The sequence below is a fragment of the Acinetobacter sp. CIP 102129 genome, from assembly GCF_000368305.1.
Classification (GTDB): Bacteria; Pseudomonadota; Gammaproteobacteria; order Pseudomonadales; family Moraxellaceae; genus Acinetobacter; species Acinetobacter parvus.
In genome coordinates, this window is sequence record NZ_KB849340.1 from 123,872 (window position 1) to 146,612 (window position 22,741).

A 22,741-nucleotide genomic window follows, 5' to 3' on the forward strand; every position below is an offset into this window, starting at 1 on the left:
ATTGCCTTTCAAGGCACTCATATTCGATAAACCACGCATAGTTTACCGCATTTTAACAAATTTCGCCTGTGCTTCTTGATCAATTAAAAAGCCTGATGCCTTAGAAAAGCGATCAGGGTAATCAGGAAACAGATGATAATGGATTATGACGCTGGAATATCAGAAGATTCACTTGAAACTTTTGCTTTCTTACCCATCAGGATTTCAGTGCGAAGATTTTGCGCCAAAGTGGCACACTGCTCATTCATCCCATTAATCATAAAGGCATGACGGGTCATGATATTGCTTGGGTTTGGCATTGCCACCAGTTCATAACTGTTTTGAATGGTTTTAAGCTGGTCATGGCTCAGGTGCAAAGCAGCCTCTTTTGCATGCAAATGCTGGGTAAGGCGTTTAGATGCCTCAATTGCGTCCAGTTGCATCGCATCCACCGCACTTGCCACCGCGCCACGGGTCTGTAGTGCAAAGCGTTTATCTTCACGGTATCGCTTGTACAGCACCTCTGCCAGCAACTGGAACACTGCACCCACCATCATCAGGCATTCAAGCGCATGTGGCTTTTCCAGTGTGGTTGATAATGTGGCACCCTCGGCATTAAATTGCTGTACCACATGAATATGTGAGGCATCCATTTGATAATGTCTACTACACAGATCAATACTTTTATCTAAAAATAACTGGCAAAGCTTGAAGTAGGGAACCGAGACTGACTGGTTTACACTGCTTAGCAACTGCTTTGGATCATAAAACTGGATATTCAGCGCCAGCGTTGCGTGGTCAAGCTGGGTTTGTTCGGCTGGCTTCTTTTCAATCCGTGATTTTGGTTGTGCTTTTGCCTGTTGCTGGGCTTGTGCGACCAGCGTCACGGTGTTCTGTTTTTCCAGTACCAATGCCTGAGTTAAACGCTGAATCTCATGTTTAAGATGATTTTCCTGATTGATACGGGCTAAATATTCACTGCGTGTTGGACGGGCAATGGCACGGTAAGCCAGCCAAATCAGGAAGTGGATAAACAATGATGCTAAAATCGCCAGCCATTGTGTGCGTAAGATTTCACCAATACTTGGCTGGATCAAGGTGATTTCGACCGTTCCTACTTTCTTTTCATTTTGTAGGGCATCACGCACAAAGACTTCACCCTGACGGGTTTTGGCCATACCACTGGTTGCAAGCACCTGTTTATTGGCATCGAGGATACGAATGGATGCGACACTTGGGTTGGTTGCATAACGGTTGGCCACCAGTGCCAATGAGACCGTGTTGGCGGGTTCCAGTTCTGAAAGGCTATCTGCCACAAGCTGACTGGTCATCAGTTGTCCCTGACTGGCGCGGTTTTCATTGAGTTGATGTGTCGTTGCAATCACCAGTAAAAAGGTATGCAGTGCAAAACTTACGATCAGCAGGCTAGCAAATAGCCCTTGGCGTGGCGCATTCAAGTTAAACTTCCAAGATAAATAAGAGTCAAATAGATTCAGGTCAGGTTATGTTATGATTCTTACATACAATAGTTGTCGCTCAACCACGAGTCAATTCATGCGAGAAATCATTCTTATATCCTTTTTAGGACCAGATCAACCGAATCAGTTTACTCGATTAATGCAGGTGCTCTCCGTACATTCTTTGCAAATACTCGATGTGGGTCAGGCTGTTATCCATAATCAACTCACCCTTGGGATTGTTGTGGCATCGGATAATGAGACTGCAACCGCATTGGCAATGAAAGAGATCCTGATTTTAGCACATGATATTGGCTTAACTGTGCGATTTAAACCAATCTCTAACGCAGAATATGAACAATGGGTGAGTGAGGGTGGACGAACCCGCTATATCGTGACTGCGCTTGCCCCAGAACTCACGGCGGCACATTTGCAGGCAGTGACCAAAATTGTGTCAAGTCAGGGCTTTAATATTGAAACAGTGACACGTTTGTCGGGTCGAATGGATCTGGAAACCAATAGCCCATTTCCGCGCCGTGCCTGTGTGCAGTTTGGTTTAAGTGGACAAATGTTGGATGCACAAGCGATGCGAGCTGCATGTTTGAGTTTGTCAGGTGAGCTGAATATTGATGTTGCGGTACAGGAAGACAATGCCTATCGCCGTAACCGTCGTCTGGTTTGCTTCGATATGGATTCAACCCTGATTGAGCAGGAAGTGATTGATGAGTTGGCGCTGGAGGCGGGTGTGGGTGCTCAGGTAGCTGAAATTACTGAGCGAGCCATGCAGGGGGAGCTGGATTTTCAGCAAAGTTTCCGCGCCCGTGTTGCCTTGTTAAAAGGTCTGGATGCTTCGGTTCTACCAAAAATTGCAGAACGTTTAACTGTGACCGAAGGCGCAGAGCGTCTGATTTCAACCCTGAAAGCATTAGGCTACAAAACCGCTATTTTGTCGGGTGGATTCCAGTATTTTGCTGAATACCTACAGGCCAAGCTCGGAATTGATGAAGTGCATGCCAATATTTTAGATGTGCAAGATGGTTTAGTCACTGGTGAGGTTAAAGGTGCGATTGTCGATGGCGCACGAAAAGCTGAATTACTGCGTCAACTTGCCGATAAAATGGGTATTTCACTAGAGCAAGCGATGGCGGTAGGCGATGGAGCAAATGATTTGCCAATGCTGTCTATTGCAGGCTTAGGTGTGGCGTATCGCGCAAAACCATTGGTTCGTCAAAATGCCAATCAGGCAATTTCAAGTGTTGGTTTAGATGGTGTGTTGTACTTATTGGGTATGCACGATAAAGACTTAAATCGCGCTTAAAAGCTTAAAACACTTCCTGTGCATCATGTCGTTTTGTCACGATATGGTGCATTTTTATGGTGTCATGATTTGTTCATAATCATGTCTAAATGTATAGAAATACAACGATAAAAAAATTCAAGAAAAAGTTTTTCTACACAAAAAATATCGGCTATTTATTTGTAATGACACGCGGTAATTGATGCCATATAGCAATATTGATGTTTGATGATTTTAAAATGTGTAATGACAAAAACATATTGCGACAGCTTGTGTCGTAGCATTGGTTTTTACCTCTTTTCTTCTTAAAAAAAACTTCCATAATGCATAAAGACCTAAATGCAATGAGTTAGTAAGCGTTAGAAATTACACAACAATAGCGGTCTGAACAGAACAGACTAATTTTTTTAAGACGGAGGTTTCTATGGAAGCAGCGAATTTCACCATGTGGGTTGGATTTGGCTTGATCGCTGTCGCAGTTATTGCTGTTTTCTTTTCTCCTTATCGTCGTTGGTTAGGTTTTATGTTGGCAGGTATGCTGTGCTGGGGATTGCTGGAAATGGTGCGCTTTGGGGTGCAAACCATGTTCGACATGTCGGTCGCCTATAGTTATTTGACAGCCTTAAGCCTTGCGATGGTAACGGTTACATTCATACTTTTACGTGAAGACAAACAAACACAAAAGCAATTGGCGAAACGTCAGTATATTGAACACACCCCTGTGTACAAGGATGACCAACAACAATGCTCTAGCAGATAATCCATAATAATATCAATTATATCAAAGGCATGCTTAACATGCCTTTTTTGCACTAACTTTCTGAAACAAAGCTTTTACCGCCTTTGCAACAATTGTGCTAGGATACAGTTGTCTTAATTTTCATCATAATACTGTGGGCATAAATGTCATGAAGCTTTCTTCTTTACCTGTGATTCAGTTACCTATTGTTGATGTAAGCACTGATCCGTTAGATTTGTTGGTGACAGGTTTGGCGTTACGTATGAAGCAATTGGCACGTACTAGCCCAAAGTTTATTGAATTGGTTCATGATCGTGAATTCCGTATCCAGATTGGTACGGATGCAGGACTGGCACGTCAGATTATTGTCAACCGTGGCAAGATTGATACGGTTGCAGGCAGTCCAGAAAAGGCTGACTTTATTTTACAGTTTGCTTCAAGTGAGCAGGGCGTGAAAACCTTGGTGAAAGGTGATCCAACGGCTTTCATGACAGGCATGCAGGATGGCAGCATTAAAATGGAAGGTGACTTTAGCCTGCTGGTTTGGTTTAACCAGGCGGCAAAATTGATTCCACCGAAAGTACCAAAAGCTGTAAAAGAAAAAATTCGTCAGGCGCGTGCCTTTATTAAAGAAAAAACAGGCAAATAAGCCTAAATAAAAAAACTCCCAATTCGGGAGTTTTTTATGGCTTAAACTTATTCAATTTCCAGATTAAAGGTTAATGGGCCATCATTGACCAAATGCACTTTCATGTCAGCGGCAAAAATACCTGTTTGGACATTTGCAAATTGTTGGCGTGCATATTCCACCAGTTGTTCATACAGCGCTTTGGCTTCGGCTGGCGGCATGGCAGACCCAAAGTCAGGGCGTAAGCCTTTTTGTGTTTGCGCCATCAAAGTAAATTGTGAAACTAATAAAAGTCCGCCCTGAGCTTGGCTTAGATTCCACCCCATCTTGCCATTCTCATCATCAAAGATTCTATATTTTAAAATCTTGTCAAGCAGCTTCTGGCCTTTTTCCAGGGTATCTTCTTTACCGACTCCCAAAAATACCAGTAAGCCTTGTTGAATCTCACCTGTGGTTTGGCCCTCAACCACGACTTTCGCTTCTAAAACTCGTTGAATTAATGCGCGCATAACATTGAAAGATAGATGAAAAAGACAGGGAATTTTAGCAGACAAATGGTCCTGAAAATTGACTGTGCAGCAAAAGTCTACTATTCAATCCCAGCCATTTGGTTGTATAACAACTTATATTATGCAAAAGAATTGGTTAAAACCATCGCCTATGTCTGCCGTTATTCAATCTTTACTGGACACCGACCTGTATAAATTCACCATGCTGCAAGTGGTGCTGCACCAGTTTCCACAAACGCACAGTGTTTATTTATTCCGTTGCCGAAATCTGAAGGATACCGCCTATCCCTTGACGGAAATTTTGGGTGATCTCAACCATCAGCTCGATTTGCTGTGTGAACTTCGCTTTAAAGAGGATGAATTGCAGTATCTCCGTTCACTGCGCTTCATCAAGAGCGACTTTGTTGACTATCTGGAGTTGTTCCAGCTCAAGCGACGTTTTATTCAGGCCAGTATTGATGCGGCAGGGCGGCTGGATATTCGGATTGAGGGGCCGATGGTGCAGGCCATGATGTTTGAAATCTTTGTCTTGGCCATTGTCAATGAACTGTATTTCCGCCGTATCCGTACCGATGAGGTTTGGGCTGAGGGTGAGCGCCGACTACAGCACAAGCTGGTGCAACTGCAACACTATGCCCAGCAACAGCAGGACAATGATCCCCCATTCTTGGTTTCAGACTTTGGCACCCGTCGCCGTTATAGTTTTGATTGGCAGAAGCATGTGGTGCAGGCGTTTCATGATGCTGCACCGCAAGTATTCCGTGGCACCAGCAATGTACTGCTGGCGAAAGAGTTGGGTATCAGCCCGATTGGAACCATGGCCCATGAGTTTTTACAGGCATTTCAGGCACTGGACGTGCGGTTGCGTAATTTCCAGAAAGCTGCCTTGGAGGCATGGGTTCAGGAGTATCGGGGTGACCTGGGGATTGCCTTGACCGATGTGGTGGGGATGGATGCGTTCCTGCGTGATTTTGATCTTTATTTTGCCAAGCTGTTTGATGGTTTGCGCCATGATAGTGGTGATCCCTATGGATGGGGTGACAAGGCCTATGCACATTATCGTCAATTAAAGATTGATACTAAGACCAAAATGCTAACCTTTAGTGATGGTCTTAATCTGGAAAAAGCATGGTTATTGCATCAATATTTTAAGGACCGTTTTCAGGTTAGTTTTGGAATTGGCACCAACCTCACCAATGACATGGGGCAGACACCGCTGAATATCGTGTTAAAACTATTGGAATGTAATGGGCAGTCAGTGGCAAAAATTTCCGATAGTTCAGGTAAAACCATGACCGATAATGAAACATTCCTTGCTTATTTAAGACAAGTGTTTGAGATTGAGCCAGTGATTTAGTTTATATCTCCTTTTTTGCTAAACCAATGCAAAAAATCAGACAAAGATAAAAAGTAGGCTATGTTAAAATCATTGCAGTGCTGTGGCGACAAGACCCCCTAACCATGACAGATGTAGACTTTAAACTTGATTTACTGATTGAACCTGAGCAGCTTGTGCCCTACTTGGGGCACGAGTTGATTCGTATTGTTGATTTAAGCCGAGCATCGGTTTATGAGCAACTACATATCCCGCATGCGATTCATTTGCAGCCAAAGTATCTGGTGGCGCAACAGGAACAGGCCAATGGTCTATTGCCCGATGTACAGGGATTAAAAACCCTGATTGAAAAGCTGAATATCTCACCGCAGCATCATGTCGTGGTTTATGATGATGAGGGCGGTGCTTGGGCGGGGCGGCTGATCTGGAATTTACACTGCCTTGGTTTTACCCGTACCAGTTTGATCAATGGCGGAATTCATGGCTGGTTGGGCGCTGGTCTACCCACCACCGCAATGGTTGAAAAAGTCATCCCTGTCGCTGATGTGCTACAGGTTGATCTGGATAGTGTGCAACAGCATCGGATTGAATACAACGAGCTATTGCAGCAGGTTCAAGAACAGAATATTCAGCTCTGGGATTGTCGTACCAATGAAGAATATACTGGACTACGTTTAGCTGCGCGTCGTGGGGGTCACATCCCAAATGCACTGCATTTTGAATGGAGTACTGCCCTTAATCGTGAAAATCATCTAAAATTGCACCCGCTTGAACGCACTCAACAACGTTTGGAGCAATTAGGCTTTAATTTACAACAACCTGTGGTGGTGTACTGTCAGTCGCATCACCGTTCGGGTTTGGCGTATATATTGGCAAGATTGCTCAATTGGCAAGTCAGGGCCTACGATGGTGCGTGGAGTGAATGGGGCAATCGCCTCGATAGTCCTATTATTTCAGGGGAGTCACCGTCTTGAGTTTTTCAGCAGATTTTAAAAAACAACTTTTTATCAAAGCACAAAATTTAGTACCGCAACATCAACTGAGCCGTGTTATTGGCAAAGTTGCAGCAAGTGAAAACGTTTTGGTGAAAACTGCTGTGATTCAAGCGTTCAAAGCAAAATACGGCATTGATATGAGCATTGCCGAACAAACGAATCCGAATCAGTATAAATCATTTAATGAATTTTTCACCCGTGCATTAAAACAGGGTGTGCGTGGTGTAGATGAGCGTGCCGATAGTATTGTTAGCCCTGCGGATGGTGCGATTTCGCAGTTAGGTAAAATCGAATCTGGCGATATTTTTCAGGCCAAAGGTCAAAGTTTTTCTGTTGAGAAATTGATTGGTGATCCGCAATTGGCCAAACCATTCCAGAATGGGCAATTTGCAACGGTTTATTTATCACCGAAAGACTATCACCGCGTACATATGCCATTTGCTGGAACATTAACGGAAACCTTATATATTCCAGGCGAGTTATTTTCAGTAAACCAAACAACTGCGGAAAATGTCCCAGGCTTGTTTGCCCGTAATGAACGTATGGTGTGCCTGTTTGATACTGAGCTGGGCCGTATGGCGGTGGTGTTGGTGGGTGCGATGATTGTGGCTGGCATTGAAACCGTTGCGACAGGTAAGGTGAAGCCATCAGGTAAAGTTGAGTTACAGCATCATCAACTGCAACTGGATAAAGGTGCGGAGCTTGGACGTTTCTACTTGGGTTCAACAGCCGTTGTTTTATTTGAACAAGATAAAATGGTGTGGGAAGAGCAGTTTAAAGCCAATTCAACTGTGGTGATGGGTGAGCGGTTGGGGCATTCGGTTTAATTTAGAAGTGATTTTAAAAAGCCCTTAAAACTTAGGGGCTTTAATTTTTTATGTATTTCGCATAAGGCGTATTATGCTAAATGGGAGCCACCAACAACGGTAATCCCCCCAAAAAATAATTGAGTTTAAAAGTAGAAAACCGAATAACCTTGATTTAAGGAGATTTTCTATGAAAACATCTAAGTATTCAGACAGCTTGATCATGAATATTTTGAAGCAAGCTGAAGCAGGAACACCCATACCGAACTTGTGCCGCGAACATGGTATGAGCTCTGCTACATTCTACAAATGGAAGTCCAAATATGGCGGCATGGATCTTTCAATGATGACGCGGCTTAAAGAGCTTGGGGCTTCAAACTCTGCTTTTTGTATCTGCGTAATATCAAAAATTATCAGTGGAATGAGGAGCACTGCTCAGCAAGGCGTGTCTATCGCATTTATAAGGAGCTTGAGCTTAATTTAAGAATCAAGCCTAATAAGCGGATTAAACGAGAACAGCCTCAAACCCTTGCAGTACCGACAGCTGAGAATGAATCATGGTCAATGACTTTATGCATGATCAACTCAGCGATGGACGTAGTTATCGAGTTCACAACGTGATTGATGACTATAATTGCGAGTCATTGGATATGTTGATTGACTTTTCATTGCCAGCAGAACGTTTGCTGAGAGGACTTGATCAGCTCATTGACTGGCGAGGTAAACCTAAACGCATTAGAACCGACAATGGCCCAGAGTATATAAGGGAGCTGATGGAAAAGTGGTGTGATCAGCATGGTATTGAGCATGTATTTACTCAACCAGGCCATCCACAGCAAAATGCATATGTTGAGCGATTTAATCGTAAAGTACGTTATGAATGTCTAAATCAATATTTATTTCGAGATCTGAGCGAGGTGCAGGACTATACAACTGACTGGCAGTACTTTTATAATCACGAACGACCTCATATGTCAGTAAATGGTTGTTCACCTATTTTTAAACAATAACAAGGGCTTTAGATTTTCTACCCATTAATTCAATTAAAAATGGGGATATTACCTTTGGTCTACAGCGAAAAATCTAGACAGGATAATAGCTAAATTTAAACGCAGAGGGAAGGGTAGATGCCCTAAACTTTACAACATTCGGTACAAGCGTTCTTTCGGAAAAACCGCAGTAAAGGTTGAACCCTCGTTTTCTTTCGAGCTAATTTCCAGATGTGCACCATGCTGCATCAGCACGTGTTTGACAATGGCGAGGCCCAAACCTGTTCCCCCTGTCTGGCGGCTACGTGCACTGTCCACCCGATAGAAACGTTCGGTGAGGCGAGGCAGGTGTTTGGGGTTAATACCAATACCAGTGTCCTGCACTGTAAAGTAGGCGTGATCACCATCTTCATGCCAGCCAATGGTGATAATGCCACCTTTAGGGGTGTATTTAATGGCATTGGTAATCAGGTTGCTGAATGCACTGGCAATTTCCATATCTGAACCGATGAGGTCACAGTGGCTATCAATATCCAGATTCAGGGTATGACCATAATCCAGATTATAGGCACGGGCATCATCGAAGATCTGGTTCATTAAATTGGCCATATCAATAATCTGATTTTTTGCCACTTTCTTATTATTTTCTAAATTGGAGAGTAATAATAAATCGTTGACCAATGCATTCATCCGCTTGGTTTGTGACTGCATTTGGGTAAAGGCACGTTTCCAGCGTGGGGTAATGTCATCCTGATCGGTAAAGGTTTCGATATAGCCACTGAGCACGGTCAATGGCGTTCGTAGTTCATGTGAGATGTTATCGACAAAGTCCTTACGCATTTGTTCAAGATTGTGCATGCGGGTAATGTCATAGGCGACCAGCAACCGACTTTCACCCCCAAAACGGGTCAGTTTCACCTGTACATAATGTTCTTCATCCATTTTGACCTGTAGACGAATGCCATCGGGTGCCTGATCACTATGCTTGAAATATTCAATAAATTTGGGTTGGCGTAAAATCGCCAGCAAGTTACGCCCTCGGTCCAATGGGCTAATCCCCAGTAATTTTTCCGCAGCGGGATTCCACCATTCAATTTGATGCTGGTCATCAATCAAAACCACTGCCTCAGCCAACGCCACCAGAGATGATTGGGCGCGGTCGATCAGTCCGACCATTTCCGCCTGAACAATACGTTCCTGACGCTGGGCACGGTAGACATTGAACAGCAATGCACCCCAGATACCATTGAGGTTGGGTGGCACATCGTAGGGGCGATTGGAAATCCAGTCATTGACCAGATAAAGCGAGCGTAGCTGGAGGGCAAAAAAAACCACGAACGCGATAAAAACACAGCTCCAGAAGTATCCGACCCCGAATCCAATCAAGCTTGCAATCAATAAGAAAAACAGCAGCAGCCTTAAATCCTGTTTTGCAAACGTCCATAAACTGCTGTAGCGAAAATGCTGGTATTCACGTGCCAGTTCAGGGACGGGATAGGGTTCATACATAAAGTATTTTAACCTGCTGCCAAATCAGCGCGTGTAGAGAAACGATAGCCTGTACCGCGTACCGTCTGTACAAAACGATCAACACCAAATGGTTCTAACACTTTGCGCAAACGACGAATATGTACATCAATAGTACGGTCTTCGATATATACATTGCCTCCCCAAACTTGGTCAAGTAATTGAGCACGTGTATATGCACGTTCAGGGTGAGTCATAAAGAAAGCAAGCAAACGATATTCAGTCGGCCCCATCTCAAGGATACTGTTTCCAAAACTCACACGCTGGCTGACAGGATCAAGCATTAAGCCGTTGGCATCAATCACTTTTTCACCGCTGAGCGCATTGGCACGGCGCAACACCGCCTTGATGCGTGACACCAGTTCACGGGTGGAGAATGGTTTGGTCATGTAGTCATCCGCACCTGCATCGAGACCCTGTACCTTATGGTCTTCCTCCCCACGAGCCGTTAGCATAATGACTGGGATTTCTGCCAGATTTTCATCACGTTTCAGGCGACGGCACAAATCCACACCGCTGACTCCCCCTGGAAGCATCCAGTCCAGCAAAATAAGTGCGGGGCGCTGATCAACGATGATCTGGTGCGCCTGTTTGGCATCTTCCGCCTGTAGACACTGGAAGCCCGCCATATCCAGAGAGGTATGGATCATTTCGCGGATTGGTAGCTCATCATCGACAATTAAAATATAGTCATCTTTCACAGCGCAATACCCTTAAATATGGTTTTTTAGTTATGACAGGCTTATTACAAAGATTAATTATGACAATATCATTGCAAAAGAGCTGATAAAGTCGAATTTAGCAATAAATTGTGACAGTTTTGGGGCAGAGCAGTGACCAAATGATGACAGTTAAACGATCAATAAAGCCATGCAATTCATTTGCTTAACTCTACCTCGGTTTTAGGGCTGTATCTGTCATAAAACTGTAAAACGACTTTAATTTTTTTTGGCTGTGGTCTCGATAAAGGACTGGAACACTGCACAGCAGGCCGCCAAAACATCCTCCAGTGGCTGCTTAAAGCCCTCGGAAACCCAACGGATAATGATATGCGTGACATAGCCATTCAGCCCTGTTGCCATTAAAGACACTCCTTCAGCACTCTGTGGGGCATTGGGCATGGTGATCATCACGAAGCCCTGAATAATACGGTCAAACTGGGTCAGGGTTTCCTGAATGGTGGCCTGGTTATGTAAATCCTGCACCAGCATGGCATCAATATAAATGATCCGTGCCATGCGTGGATCATCCTTAATGGTACTGAGTAAGGCGGACAATCCCGCCGTGACCATGTTGTTCGGTTCAGGCGCAGCCATGAGTACCGCCTGGGTCAGGCAGGTCTGCATTTTCTCGATCATTTTCAGGAAAACCGTCTGAAATAGTTCCTCACTTTTCTTAAATGATTCATAGAAATAGCGTTCAGTCAGCTTGGCTTCATTACAGACATCCTTAACCGTCACGGAGAAGAATCCCTGTGTGCCATACGTGGCAATGCCTGCCTCAATCAGTTTTTCGCGGCGTGCTTGCTTGCGCTCAGTCAAGGAGAGACCCTTGAACTGACGTTCTTTACTATCAGTCGTATTTTTCTTGCGTATCGATCGATCTTGAGTTGCCATTGAGAAAACCGTTCCTTAATAAAAAGTCTTTAAATCATGTAGATCATGGTTATCTGTATTTCAACAATGTTGTGCTGACCTGGCATAACCAAATTTTGAAAATCCACCTTGTCTCTTTTAACCATGTTCGGCCATAAAATGTAAATAGGCCTATTATGACATGTAAGGTGTTGGTTATTGCCATTTGTCTTAAAGGTCCATTGTACTATATTGACAACATGTATTGTCAAAATTATATTGGTTACAGCTTAAACTGCACATGATAACGCATGATTGGGGCGAACTATGTGCATCTCATTCATAGGGTCTGTTGGCATTTCACAGACCCTTATACAAAGGATAGGCAATGAAAAACTTTAAAAATAAAGTCGCGGCGATCACAGGTGCAGGTTCTGGGATTGGGCAGCAACTCGCAGTTTTATTGGCTAAACAGGGCTGCCATTTGTCATTGAGTGACATCAATGAAAAGGGACTGGCGCAAACTGTTGAGCTGGTAAAACAATATCCAGTGACTGTAACCACCAAGGTGCTTGATGTTTCAAACCGTGATGCGGTGAAACAGTGGGCGCAGGAAACGGTACATGATCATGGTGGAGTAAATATGATCTTCAACAACGCGGGTGTGGCTTTGGGCTCAACTGTGGAAGGTGCAAGCTATGAAGATCTGGAATGGATCGTAGGCATCAACTTCTGGGGCGTGGTTTACGGCACCAAGGAATTCTTGCCATTCATTAAGCAAACCAAAGATGGTCATATCATCAATATCTCCAGTATTTTTGGTTTAACCTCGCAGCCAACACAGTCTGCCTATAACGCAACCAAGTTTGCGGTACGTGGTTTTACTGAATCATTACGTCAGGAGCTTGATATTGAAAAGAGTGGCGTAAGTTCTCTTTGTGTACACCCAGGGGGTATCCGCACCAATATCGCAAAAGCGGCGAAGATGAATGACAGCCTCAAAACTTTGGGTATGGATCCAGCCAAATCCACCCAACAGTTTGATAAACTTTTACGCACACCGCCAGAAGAGGCAGCGCGTCAAATTTTAAATGCGGTGTTAAAAGATAAACGCCGTTTGTTGATTGGAACTGATGCACGCGTGATTGATGCATTTCAACGGTTGTTCCCAACGGGCTATCAACGTCTTGCAGCGATTGCAACGAAAATGATGTAAGTTTCAAGCATAAAAAAGCCATTCTTAAAGAATGGCTTTTTTATTTGAGGATCAAAGAAATTTTTAAATAAGGACTTTGATCTTGGTTTTCTTCCAAACGAACTGATAATAAGAGGCTTGTAATACACATAAGCAGACAAAAGAAAGTGCGTAAGCCGTCCAAATGCCCGTTAAGCCCCATAACGAACTAAACCAATAGGCACAAGGAACTTCAATTAAAATAATGGTCAGAATATTGATCATCATTGGGACATTCACTGTACCACTAGCCCGCATGATTGATGCAAAAATCGCGCTAGCCCCAAAGAATAAAACAGCCCACAGTACAATAAACAACAGTTGCTGCCCAAGCTCAATCACGCTGTGATCGGTAATAAACAGCGCCATTAAATATTTGGAAAATAAGTAAGCCAAAGTGATCAAACTGCCAGTAAATATGACATTCATTCCTAAAGCCGTTCGGGTGACTTTGGCCAGTAAATCGGGCTTGCCAGCACCAATCGCCTGTGCGGCAAAAATAGAAGCCGCAATTGAAATGGATAGCGCTGGAAACTGGATATAGTTGAGTACTTGGTTCACTGCACCATATGCTGCGGTCGCATGTGCACCATAATGATTAACCAAACCAATAATGACTAAGCCTGCCAATGAAGTTGTCACCATTTGGACGCCTGTTGGGATACCAAGCTTTAGGATTAGTTTACTTATTGTTGCATCATGGCGAATGCTTTGCAAAAGTCGCGCATCTATTTTCAGTGGATGGTTTTTATAATTGAGATAAAACCCTAGAAAAATCAATACGGCTGCATAACCCAGAATGGTTGCGATGGCTGGTGCAACAATCCCGAGGGCGGGAAAGCCAAAATAGCCTTTCAGCAACACAGGCGTAACCGCCAGACCAATCAGGCTGGTTAGGCTCAATGCGATCAGCGGTGTCACACTGTCGCCGACACCGCGAAGAATTGAGGTGTAGATAATATAGACAAATAACAGTGGGCTACCTGCCAGCATCCATTGCACATAGGGTAGCGACAGGTGCATGACCTTGGCATCTGTACCCAGCAATTTCAACATGGGCTCAGCCATCATCACGCCTAAAACCGCAATCACACTCCCGCCAATCAGGGTCATGAACAGGGTTGAACCAATCACACAGCGCACTTTCTCAAGATTCTGGGCACCCCAGGCCTGTCCCACCAACACGGTTGTTCCCGCCGAGATCCCAATCACAAAGGCAAGCAGAAAGAACAGGATTGGAAAGAACACTGAAACTGCGGCAATGGCATCCACGCCCATCATTTGACCCACAAAGATGGTATTAATCGTTCCCGACAGGTTTTGCAAAATATTGGTGGCAATCAAGGGAACCAGAAAGACAAAAAAGGTTTTCCAGAGGTTTGGCTGCATCACCAGAGGTTGGTGTGGTGTCATTCAGTTTGCTTCATCCTGAAACATCTATTTTTTTCACCATACCATCATCAGTCAGGTGGAAGTCATGATTGTTCGGTTTATTTTTTTGTTGATCAGCAACGCACCAGAATTTCACCTGCATGTTGCAGCGTTTGGTCGGTTTTGGCAAAGCAGAAACGAATCAGGCGTAGATCATCTGGTGCATTTTTATAAAATACTGAGATTGGAATCGCGACGATTTTATGCTGTTCCGCTAAAAACTGGCACATTTCAATGTCATTCAGGTCAGGACGGATTGCACTGTAGTCCAGACTTTGGAAATAAGTACCTTGCGATGGAATCAATTTGAAACGTGAGTTTTCAATCTGGGCATTAAACAGGTCGCGTTTCGCCTGATAAAAGTTCGGGAGTTCCTGAATGTGCTCAGGATGTTGCTGCATATAGTTCGCTAATGCTATTTGGCAAGGTGTGGTTCCGCAAAAATTGGCAAATTGATAAATTTGACGAAACAAACGCATTAAATGTGGTGCTGCAACGCAATAGCCCGTTTTCCAGCCCGTCACATGATAACTTTTGCCAAAAGAGCCAATTACATAACTACGCTCACGCAGTTCTGGAAACTGTAGCGCGCTGTAGTGTTTCTGTCGATCAAATACCAGATGTTCATACACCTCATCAGATAGCACCACAATATTTTTATCTTGAATGAGTTCAATCAGTTGATGCCAGTCTTGTTCTGACCAAATCGCACCAGTCGGATTATGCGGTGTATTGACGATAATCATGCGGGTTTTGGCATTGATGCGGTCTTTAAGCTGTTGCCAGTCCACCTGAAATGTTGGTGCCTCCAGATGGATATGAATGGATGTTCCACCTGCAAGCTGTACGGCGGGAGCATAACTGTCATAGCTCGGGTCAAAAATAATCACTTCATCATCTGCATGAATACAGGCCTGAATGGCACAGAAAATTGCGATGGTTGCGCCTGGGGTAATGGTGATCTCAGTGATGGGATCAAGCTGTAGCTGGTCACGCTGTAGAAATTGCTGCGCCAGTTGCTCACGTAATGCCAGTAGACCATCACCCGCAGAGTATTGATTGTATCCTGACTGGGTGGCCTGACAGAGGGCTTCAATCAGGGCAGGCGGTGCTGGGAAATCGGGAAAGCCCTGTGACAGGTTCAGGGCATTGAGCCGTTGTGCAAGTTCAGTCATCACGCTAAAAATGGTCACGCCTTGGCTCGGGAGTTTTGACTGAAGCTGCAACATTGTTTTTAACCTGATTGACGTTTTGTTTTGCAGTGATTGTATAGTAAATGTTGAGGTTTGCCGTTAATTGACTGAAAAATGTGGCTTAGGTCAGTAAAAACAGGTAATTGTGTCTGAATAAAAACAATAGTGACGGAATTGGTCATTTTTTATTGAAAATTGTCTAAAAAATTTGTTGTTTTTCATGATGATACGCTATTTTAGTTGCTGCTGTAAAGCGCTATAATTTCTATCGAGCGGTTCAATTAAATACCAATTATAGTGAAATGGGACATCAGCCAATGGACAGTTTCGATTTAAAAATACGCTATCCGCATCATATTGATCTTAATGATGTGGAGCAGTTTGGGACTTTGAATACCATTGGGATATTGACCAGATTTGACCGAATGGGCTGGAAACAGCAGTTAAGCCGCTGGTTGCAACTGGATGGTGCTAGTCCGACCTTTACCATTACCGATGAGAAGACGGAACAGACCATAGAAATCGTATTGAATACTTATGGATCATCTCAGGAACTTAACTTTATCGTCAAGACAGACATTCCTGTAGTTGTTGCTAAAAAACAAATATTTGGATTAATTACGCTTCAGGCGAAAGAGACGGTTCAATTTAAGCAGCTTTCTCTGGTACAGGTCAAAACCTACCTCACTGCGTTCCTAAAGCAGGACACCGATGCACTGGTTCGATATTACCAGCAAAGCAAGCAACAACTTGCGCAATCTGCATAACGATGAGGAGTAAATCCCCCATCGTTCCGTTGCTATTTATAAAACATTTTCAACAATCGCACGAATCACACCCAGTGCCAAGCCAATAAACGCCCCGACAATCACGCCATTAACGCGAATCATGTGTAAGTCACCACCGACCTCACTTTCGATTTTGGCAATCATTTCGCGTGAATCCCACTCGTGGATACGTTCGCTGATATAACGGATGATCTTGTCGCTATATTGTTCGCTAAAGTTGGTTGCCAAACCGACCATTTTCTCATTCAGAACCTGACGCACTTTTTCATTCTGAACCAGGCTTTCGCCCAACTGTTGTAATGCCGCCTGTAAATTGCTGGCAATACCTGAATCTGCCTGCATCAAGTCGGTTTTGACCGCATCACAGAGAATGGCAATTGCACCACTGATAAAGTTCAGCACCTGTGGACTGTCCAGCACATCATCCTTGCTCTGGTTTAAGCGCTTGCTGGCTTCACTGTTGCTGTCCGCAAGCTGCAACATCAGATTATGCGTGGTGGTTTCAATGTCCTGCCGCCACGGATGTTCAGGATTAGCCAGCATGGACTCAACCTTTTCAATCAGTGAGTCAATGGTGCGCTGCTGCACATCAATGCCAATCCAGCTTGCGCCTTTGGCAAGTTTCCAGACACCGAGTTCCTGAAACAGTTTGCGTGACAGGTTGCGTGCCTCTTCTGGATGCGACACAATCCATTGATGGGCCAGATCAAGGCCACGCTGTAGCACATCCTGATGGAAGTCATTTTCCAGAACGGCACGTAACATTTCGCTGGCTAATTTATTGATTTTGGTACTGCGTACCCATTGCACACTATTGTTTTGCACAAAGTGGGCAATTTGATCTTGGCTCACAAATTCAAAAATTTTCGGTACAGTATGTTGAATCATCTGTACGACTTGCTGATTATTTTGAGGGGTAGCTAGCCATTGACCAACGGCCAAACTGAGGTCGGCATTTTTTAAACTACGTTCAACAATTTGAGGAGATAAAAAGTTTTCTTGTACAAAACGACCCATTGATTCTGCAATTCGAGCCTTATTCCGTGGAATGATTTCGGTATGGTCACGCAATAGTTTGGGTAAAGGCATTTTTCCAAAAGGATTGCGGAAAAGCACAGTGACAGCGTACCAATCAGCTAGCCCACCAACTACACCTGCTTCCGCACCTAACATAAAAATATGAATGACCCATTTATATTCAGGTAAAAAATGCGCCGCGACCATTAAGCCAATCCATGCTATAACCGCAATGATCAATGCCATAGTGGCGAAGTACTTACTTTTTTGCAGGCTCGGTACGTGAATTTCTTCGACTGAATTCATTGAGTCATCCTTATCAATTTACTTTTTGCTTTGAGATGGCGCAGCGGGCTGCAACACGTCTCCTGTTGGACTCAATCCGTATTTTTGCCCTAATGATTGCAAAATGAGGTGCGCATCAAATGCGTCAGGCGATTGCTGCTGAGTCTGAAAACACTCAATAGTATACGACACTTGGATGGGATCAAGATTGACCACTTGAGGCATATCATAGAATGGATCAGGCCAAAAGGCAGGATGTCGTCGATAATAACCATATGGGTAATAAGAGGGTGTCGGATAAATCACAGCTTGGCGTTGTGTCTTGTGACGTGCATTACTTGGATCATCAACAACGGTAAAATAACGGAAACCGTTTTTGACAGTGGTTTGTGCCGCCTTTAACAAGGTTATCTCCTCGGCTGTACCATAACTCAAATTACGATCAGCCTGAAAACCCACACGGTAAGTTTTGTTATTTAATGGATAAGCGGTGAACTGTCCAAGTTGATCGAATGTTCTGGGTTGTGATGGGACACTGGCACAGCCTGTAAATGTCAGTGCGACAAGGAGCGGTGTGCACATCAATAAGGTTTTCATAGGCAATTCCTGTTTTTCAGCGTCTGGGAAGATGGCCCTAAAAGCTACTGTTCGGTTGGGTTAAAAATTCAAGTTCCTCTGCGGTTGAGCTTCGCCCTAAAATCGCATTGCGATGTGGATAGCGCCCAAAACGGTCAATAATCAGCTTATGCTTTTTCTCAAAGCTGAGATTGATTTCATTGCCCAGTCGTTGAAACAGCTTGAGTGCAAACTCATGTATGAGCTTTGATTCACTGTGCATAAATGGCATATATAAAAATGAGCGATGATCAGGGCTGAGCTGGGCATCCAGTTGCAGGCTGATTGCCTCCTGTGCCAGCATCAGTGCCATGCTGTCATGGGCAAAGGCCTGTGGCTGGTCGCGATACAGGTTTCGGGAGAATTGATCTAGCACAATAATTTCTGCCAAGCGTCCCTCGGCGGTCTTGCGCCATGACCACAGTTCAGCCTGTATAGCCTGATGATGAATTGTTTGAAAACGCTCACGAATTTTTGCATCAAATTCATCACTTTTGGCGAACCAGAGTGAACGGTGGTCAGGATCAAACCAGAAATCAAGAATGTCTTGCGCTTGCATGGGTGGATATCCATCGGAAGATTTATTTTTAATAAAATCACAATTTCAGCGTGTTTTATATAATCGGATTGTGTTAAAAATTGCCAAGCTAAACCAATACAATCAGGTGACTAGGCCATAATTGTCGTTATAATTGGCTGAGTCGAAAGGATTGCTATTATTCAAATCCAATCTACTCGACAAAGTCGTTGCCATTTCGTTGGTCGGCTGATCTTGAACAAGCGAGCATATAATATGAATCAACCCAGCACACTTTCCGCCTCTGTGATACCAACGTGGGTAGATGCCTCGCTATTCAAGGGGATGCTGCGTGGTATAGAGCGTGAAAGTCTGCGTATGCAAAGCAATGGATTTTTATCACAAAAAAATCATCCAAAAGCTTTAGGCTCGGCACTGACCCATCCACATATCACCACAGATTACTCCGAAGCGTTGATGGAGTTTATCACCAACCCACAAACCAGCATTGCCGCCGCGTTAAATGAACTCAGGGATATTCATAGTGTGGTGCATCAGCAGCTAGAAGATGGTGAGCGTCTATGGCCACTGTCCATGCCGTGTATGTTGGATGATAATGAAGAAAATATCCGATTAGCACAGTACGGCACTTCTAATATTGGCCGCTTTAAAACCTTATACCGTCATGGTTTAGGTGTGCGTTATGGTCGCCGTATGCAAACCATTTCTGGTGTGCATTACAATTTATCTTTCCCTGATCAATTATTTGCAGTATTGCAGCAACATGAAAGCAATCCAGAATTAAAGCAGCTCAGTCCGCAAGATTATCGTAGCCACCGCTATTTTGGCCTGATTCGGAACTTTATCCGACTTACCCCATTGGTTATGTATCTGTTAGGGGCAAGCCCATCAGTATGCCGCTGTTTCCTGACAGGCCGTGAGCATCATCTACAGCCGCTGGTCAAGGGCACTTTATATTTACCCGAAGCCACTGCATTACGCATGGGGCGCTTGGGATACCAGAATTCAGCACAAAAAGAATTGGGCATTCATTATAACGATCTACACGATTATCTTGAGGGATTACAAAAAGCGGTACATACCCCTTATCCTGAATTTACCGATTTAGGTCTGGATGATGAGAATGGTGAACCGATTCAGATCAATGACCATGTGCTGCAAATTGAAAATGAATACTACAGTCTGGTTCGTCCAAAACAGGTACCTCAGGCAGGTGAAACTCCATCACAAGCATTGAAGAATCGTGGTGTTGGATATGTAGAATTACGTGCTGTAGATGTGAACCCTTATAGTGCGATTGGAATTGATGAAATTTCAGCGGGTTTTCTTGAAAGTTTAGCATTGTATTGTTTATTAAATGACAGTCCTGATTTGTTTGCAGAAGAGCAAGAGCAAATTGATCATAATCAAACTGAAGTGGTTAATCGTGGACGTGCAGTAGATGCTAAAATTATAGAAGGTGAAACAATAGTTTCACTTCATGATTGGGCACAGCGTCATTTAAATGCGATTCAAGACTGCGCTATTTTGTTAGATCAAATGGATGGTTCACAGTTATATTCTGAGGCAATCCAAGTGATGCAGCAGCGTTTAGATCATGTTGAAAATACGCTTTCCGCGCATGTGATTAAAGATACTTTGGATAATGGTGGTACGTGGAACTTTGGTAGCATGATGGCGCAGCTGCATGTCAACAGTTATGATCAACATCCATTAAGTGTGGAAAGACAACAATATTTTGCAGAATTAGCGCAAAGATCGGTGCAAAAACAGGCGCAACTTGAACAAGATAACGACATCAGCTTTGAACAATATCTTGCACAATACCGTTAAAATTTTAGAGGACTTCCCATGCGATGGACTTACCGCTTAGTTAGTGCATTATTGGTACTAACGAGTATTATTGGTATCTCGTTTGCGTTGTATTTAGAACATGTGCAAGGTTTAGAGCCTTGCCCACTGTGTATTTTCCAGCGTATTGGCTTAATTGGAATGGGATTGATTGCCTTAGTCGCATTTATTCATAATCCGATTTCAAATGGCTTTAAACGTTTTTATGCACTATTAGCGACTTTATCCATCGGTTGGTCAGTCAGCGTGGCATCTCGTCATGTTTGGCTACAGCATTTACCACCTGATAAGGTGCCAAGTTGTGGTCCAGGCTTGGACTATTTAGTTGATGCCCTGCCAATGAAAGCGGTGTTTAGGGAAGTGCTTTCAGGATCGGGTGAATGTGCTGCAATTGACTGGACTTTTCTGGGACAGTCATTGCCTGTCTGGTCTTTGCTCTATTTCAGCCTGATTCTGTTGATCTGTTTATGGCAACTGTTTAGAAATTATCGTGCAGCTTAAATAAAAAAAGCTCGGCTTTGGCCGAGCTTTTTACTTTAAGTCTCAACAATGCCGTCTAAATCATCGAAAGTATAATTATGTTGCATATTCACCATATGTGTTTGAACGCCTTCTTCAATCACTTCACCCACTTCAGGATATAACCAGCGGGTAATCTGCTCCGCAACACTGGAATGATACTGAATTTCAAAGTGATTCAGTCCATAAAACACAGCTTTATGCGTTTCTGGTAATTTAAGCTGGAAACGAGGGTTTGGATGCTCTCCCAAAGCACTCTTGACACTGACCATTGAATCTCCAATCACCTTGAGTGCCTTGTTGCGCAACTTCTCAAACTCCAGTGTTCCCGCGATCAGGAATGTGTTGATATAAGAAGGTAAAGGCGCAGGTTTGCGGTTGTCGTCTGCAAACCCGATACGTGCGTCATTATGTTCCCAGTCGTCATCACGGACACTGCCATAGCGCAGATCCAGAATACCGTTACTACGGATATTGACCAACTGACCAATCAGGTTAATAAAAGGAAATGCACCAAGTTTGTCCTGCAATACAAAACCGAAACGCTCAAGCGCTGCACCATGGTGAGGTGAACCAATGCAAACCAGATTCTCAACCATATGAACCCATTGATACAGGTTCTGTTTGCCATAGAACAGCGCGCTGCGTGAAACCAGCCCACCCATACTGTGGCCAATCAGGTCGATACTGGTGATGCGTGGATTGCGTTGCACCAGATCTTCAAGCGTATCGGCAAAACTATGGCCATTAGCGGAAATGCGTCGTCCTGTATTGTAGTTCAGGTACAGCATGGTGTTGTTGTCACGCTGTGCCAGTAACCGTTCACCGATACCGCCATAACGCTGATTTGACCAGGTTAAATGGTTCATGCACAGACCGTGGGTCAAAATCACCACACGCCCAGTCAACTCACCTTGCTGTAGTGATCCATAATGGTCATACAGCACCATCGGCAAAGCCATTGGATTATGCTGCTTAAGGAAAAAATCCCCAAAGATCCCATTCAGCGCCCCCACCACGAAATGTAGGGTCGGGGTCAGTGGTTTGTCATGTAGGACTGGGAATCGTTCAATGATGCGGCGCAGACTTGGTGCAAGAAAACAGCGACCATATTTTTGGATGGCATCATAGGAAAAATGATAAAACTTTTGTAATTGTGGAAGTTTTTGTAAATTTCTGGCTTTTTGTGCACTTAAACCGAGCGTAGTCCGTAACACTTCAGTTTGTACCAACTGCAACAATTCATGAACCCCGCTTAAACTAGTACTCACAAGTTGTGCGAAACCTTCCAAAACATCTGCCTGACTTGGGGGGGTACGGTCCCACTTACAGTAGGTTTCATGCAGAGGTGTTAAACTTGGCATATTAATTTCCCCATCCTTTTGTATACCGAAGGTTTGATGTTATTCAGTTTAATACTGTTTAGATAAACTA

The 22,741-nt window shown here is 43.9% G+C and carries 21 protein-coding genes and 1 pseudogene; 11 read left to right on the forward strand and 11 right to left on the reverse strand.

The features are described from left to right. Positions 1-143 precede the first annotated feature (143 nt). Complete coding sequence (locus F973_RS04725; RefSeq protein WP_004760364.1) at positions 144-1,436, reverse strand: hypothetical protein; 1,293 nt, start codon at positions 1,434-1,436, stop codon at positions 144-146. A 97-nt stretch (positions 1,437-1,533) separates the two neighbouring features. On the opposite strand from F973_RS04725, the gene serB reads away from it, so the two are divergent. From serB to F973_RS04740, 3 genes are all read left to right on the forward strand, one after another. After that, a complete protein-coding gene (serB, locus tag F973_RS04730; protein ID WP_004760366.1) occupies positions 1,534-2,754 on the forward strand; it encodes a phosphoserine phosphatase SerB in 1,221 nt (406 codons plus the stop codon). Positions 2,755-3,157: 403 nt separating this feature from the next. Further along, positions 3,158-3,493 carry a ciprofloxacin tolerance protein AciT gene (aciT, locus tag F973_RS04735; protein WP_004760368.1) on the forward strand — a complete coding sequence of 112 codons (336 nt, stop codon included), beginning with the start codon at positions 3,158-3,160 and terminating at the stop codon, positions 3,491-3,493. A gap of 148 nt (positions 3,494-3,641) precedes the next feature. Further along, positions 3,642-4,121: a hypothetical protein gene (locus tag F973_RS04740; protein WP_004679115.1), complete on the forward strand. Its 480-nt coding sequence runs from the start codon at positions 3,642-3,644 to the stop codon at positions 4,119-4,121. A gap of 47 nt (positions 4,122-4,168) precedes the next feature. Here the strand turns inward: F973_RS04740 and dtd are convergent, their stop codons facing one another. Beyond that, complete coding sequence (dtd, locus tag F973_RS04745) at positions 4,169-4,609, reverse strand: D-aminoacyl-tRNA deacylase (RefSeq protein WP_004756864.1); 441 nt, start codon at positions 4,607-4,609, stop codon at positions 4,169-4,171. Between the two features lie 151 nt (positions 4,610-4,760). On the opposite strand from dtd, the gene pncB reads away from it, so the two are divergent. The 4 genes and pseudogenes from pncB to F973_RS04770 all read left to right on the forward strand — a co-directional run bounded on the left by pncB (position 4,761) and on the right by F973_RS04770 (position 8,756). Then, positions 4,761-5,966, forward strand: coding sequence for a nicotinate phosphoribosyltransferase (gene pncB / locus F973_RS04750; protein ID WP_004760369.1), 1,206 nt, complete (start codon positions 4,761-4,763; stop codon positions 5,964-5,966). Between the two features lie 104 nt (positions 5,967-6,070). Continuing rightward, entirely contained in the window at positions 6,071-6,919 is an 849-nt protein-coding gene (locus F973_RS04755) for a sulfurtransferase (protein WP_004760371.1), read from the forward strand. Next, a complete protein-coding gene (gene asd / locus F973_RS04760; protein ID WP_004760374.1) occupies positions 6,916-7,767 on the forward strand; it encodes an archaetidylserine decarboxylase in 852 nt (283 codons plus the stop codon). The genes F973_RS04755 and asd overlap by 4 nt, the downstream gene beginning before the upstream one ends. A 169-nt stretch (positions 7,768-7,936) precedes the next feature. Then, a pseudogene (locus F973_RS04770) lies at positions 7,937-8,756 on the forward strand (IS3 family transposase). Positions 8,757-8,885: 129 nt separating this feature from the next. Here the strand turns inward: F973_RS04770 and phoR are convergent. From phoR to F973_RS04785, 3 genes are all read right to left on the reverse strand, one after another. Then, positions 8,886-10,244: a phosphate regulon sensor histidine kinase PhoR gene (gene phoR / locus F973_RS04775; protein ID WP_004760378.1), complete on the reverse strand. Its 1,359-nt coding sequence runs from the start codon at positions 10,242-10,244 to the stop codon at positions 8,886-8,888. A gap of 8 nt (positions 10,245-10,252) precedes the next feature. Then, complete coding sequence (gene phoB / locus F973_RS04780; RefSeq protein ID WP_004679100.1) at positions 10,253-10,963, reverse strand: phosphate regulon transcriptional regulator PhoB; 711 nt, start codon at positions 10,961-10,963, stop codon at positions 10,253-10,255. 237 nt (positions 10,964-11,200) lie between these two features. Further along, the gene (locus F973_RS04785) at positions 11,201-11,878 is read right to left on the reverse strand and encodes a TetR/AcrR family transcriptional regulator (protein WP_004683600.1); all 678 of its coding nucleotides are present in this window, start codon (positions 11,876-11,878) and stop codon (positions 11,201-11,203) included. 346 nt (positions 11,879-12,224) lie between these two features. Between F973_RS04785 and F973_RS04790 the strand changes: the two genes are divergently transcribed. Next, positions 12,225-13,052 (forward strand): SDR family NAD(P)-dependent oxidoreductase, encoded by an 828-nt coding sequence (locus tag F973_RS04790; protein WP_004760382.1) that lies wholly within the window; start codon positions 12,225-12,227, stop codon positions 13,050-13,052. 63 nt (positions 13,053-13,115) lie between these two features. Here F973_RS04790 and F973_RS04795 read toward each other — a convergent pair whose 3' ends face one another. After that, positions 13,116-14,483, reverse strand: coding sequence for an MATE family efflux transporter (locus F973_RS04795; protein WP_004760383.1), 1,368 nt, complete (start codon positions 14,481-14,483; stop codon positions 13,116-13,118). Between the two features lie 92 nt (positions 14,484-14,575). Continuing rightward, positions 14,576-15,730: a methionine aminotransferase gene (locus F973_RS04800; RefSeq protein WP_004760385.1), complete on the reverse strand. Its 1,155-nt coding sequence runs from the start codon at positions 15,728-15,730 to the stop codon at positions 14,576-14,578. A gap of 281 nt (positions 15,731-16,011) precedes the next feature. Between F973_RS04800 and F973_RS04805 the strand changes: the two genes are divergently transcribed. Then, positions 16,012-16,461, forward strand: coding sequence for a hypothetical protein (locus F973_RS04805; RefSeq protein WP_004760387.1), 450 nt, complete (start codon positions 16,012-16,014; stop codon positions 16,459-16,461). A 36-nt stretch (positions 16,462-16,497) separates the two neighbouring features. On the opposite strand, the gene F973_RS04810 is transcribed toward F973_RS04805, so the two are convergent. From F973_RS04810 to F973_RS04820, 3 genes are read right to left on the reverse strand one after another with little or no spacing between them, the layout of a single operon-like run. Continuing rightward, positions 16,498-17,805 carry a DUF445 domain-containing protein gene (locus tag F973_RS04810; protein ID WP_004760388.1) on the reverse strand — a complete coding sequence of 436 codons (1,308 nt, stop codon included), beginning with the start codon at positions 17,803-17,805 and terminating at the stop codon, positions 16,498-16,500. An 18-nt stretch (positions 17,806-17,823) separates the two neighbouring features. After that, positions 17,824-18,381, reverse strand: a complete 558-nt coding sequence (locus F973_RS04815; protein ID WP_004760389.1) for a CC0125/CC1285 family lipoprotein — start codon at positions 18,379-18,381, stop codon at positions 17,824-17,826. Positions 18,382-18,418: 37 nt separating this feature from the next. Continuing rightward, positions 18,419-18,958: a DUF924 family protein gene (locus tag F973_RS04820; RefSeq protein ID WP_004760390.1), complete on the reverse strand. Its 540-nt coding sequence runs from the start codon at positions 18,956-18,958 to the stop codon at positions 18,419-18,421. A gap of 234 nt (positions 18,959-19,192) precedes the next feature. On the opposite strand from F973_RS04820, the gene gshA reads away from it, so the two are divergent. Both gshA and F973_RS04830 read left to right on the forward strand, forming a co-directional pair. Continuing rightward, complete coding sequence (gene gshA / locus F973_RS04825; protein ID WP_004760392.1) at positions 19,193-20,770, forward strand: glutamate--cysteine ligase; 1,578 nt, start codon at positions 19,193-19,195, stop codon at positions 20,768-20,770. An 18-nt stretch (positions 20,771-20,788) separates the two neighbouring features. Then, positions 20,789-21,289 carry a disulfide bond formation protein B gene (locus tag F973_RS04830; RefSeq protein ID WP_004760393.1) on the forward strand — a complete coding sequence of 167 codons (501 nt, stop codon included), beginning with the start codon at positions 20,789-20,791 and terminating at the stop codon, positions 21,287-21,289. Positions 21,290-21,324: 35 nt separating this feature from the next. On the opposite strand, the gene F973_RS04835 is transcribed toward F973_RS04830, so the two are convergent. Further along, positions 21,325-22,671 carry a PGAP1-like alpha/beta domain-containing protein gene (locus F973_RS04835; RefSeq protein ID WP_004760394.1) on the reverse strand — a complete coding sequence of 449 codons (1,347 nt, stop codon included), beginning with the start codon at positions 22,669-22,671 and terminating at the stop codon, positions 21,325-21,327. Positions 22,672-22,741 lie beyond the last annotated feature (70 nt).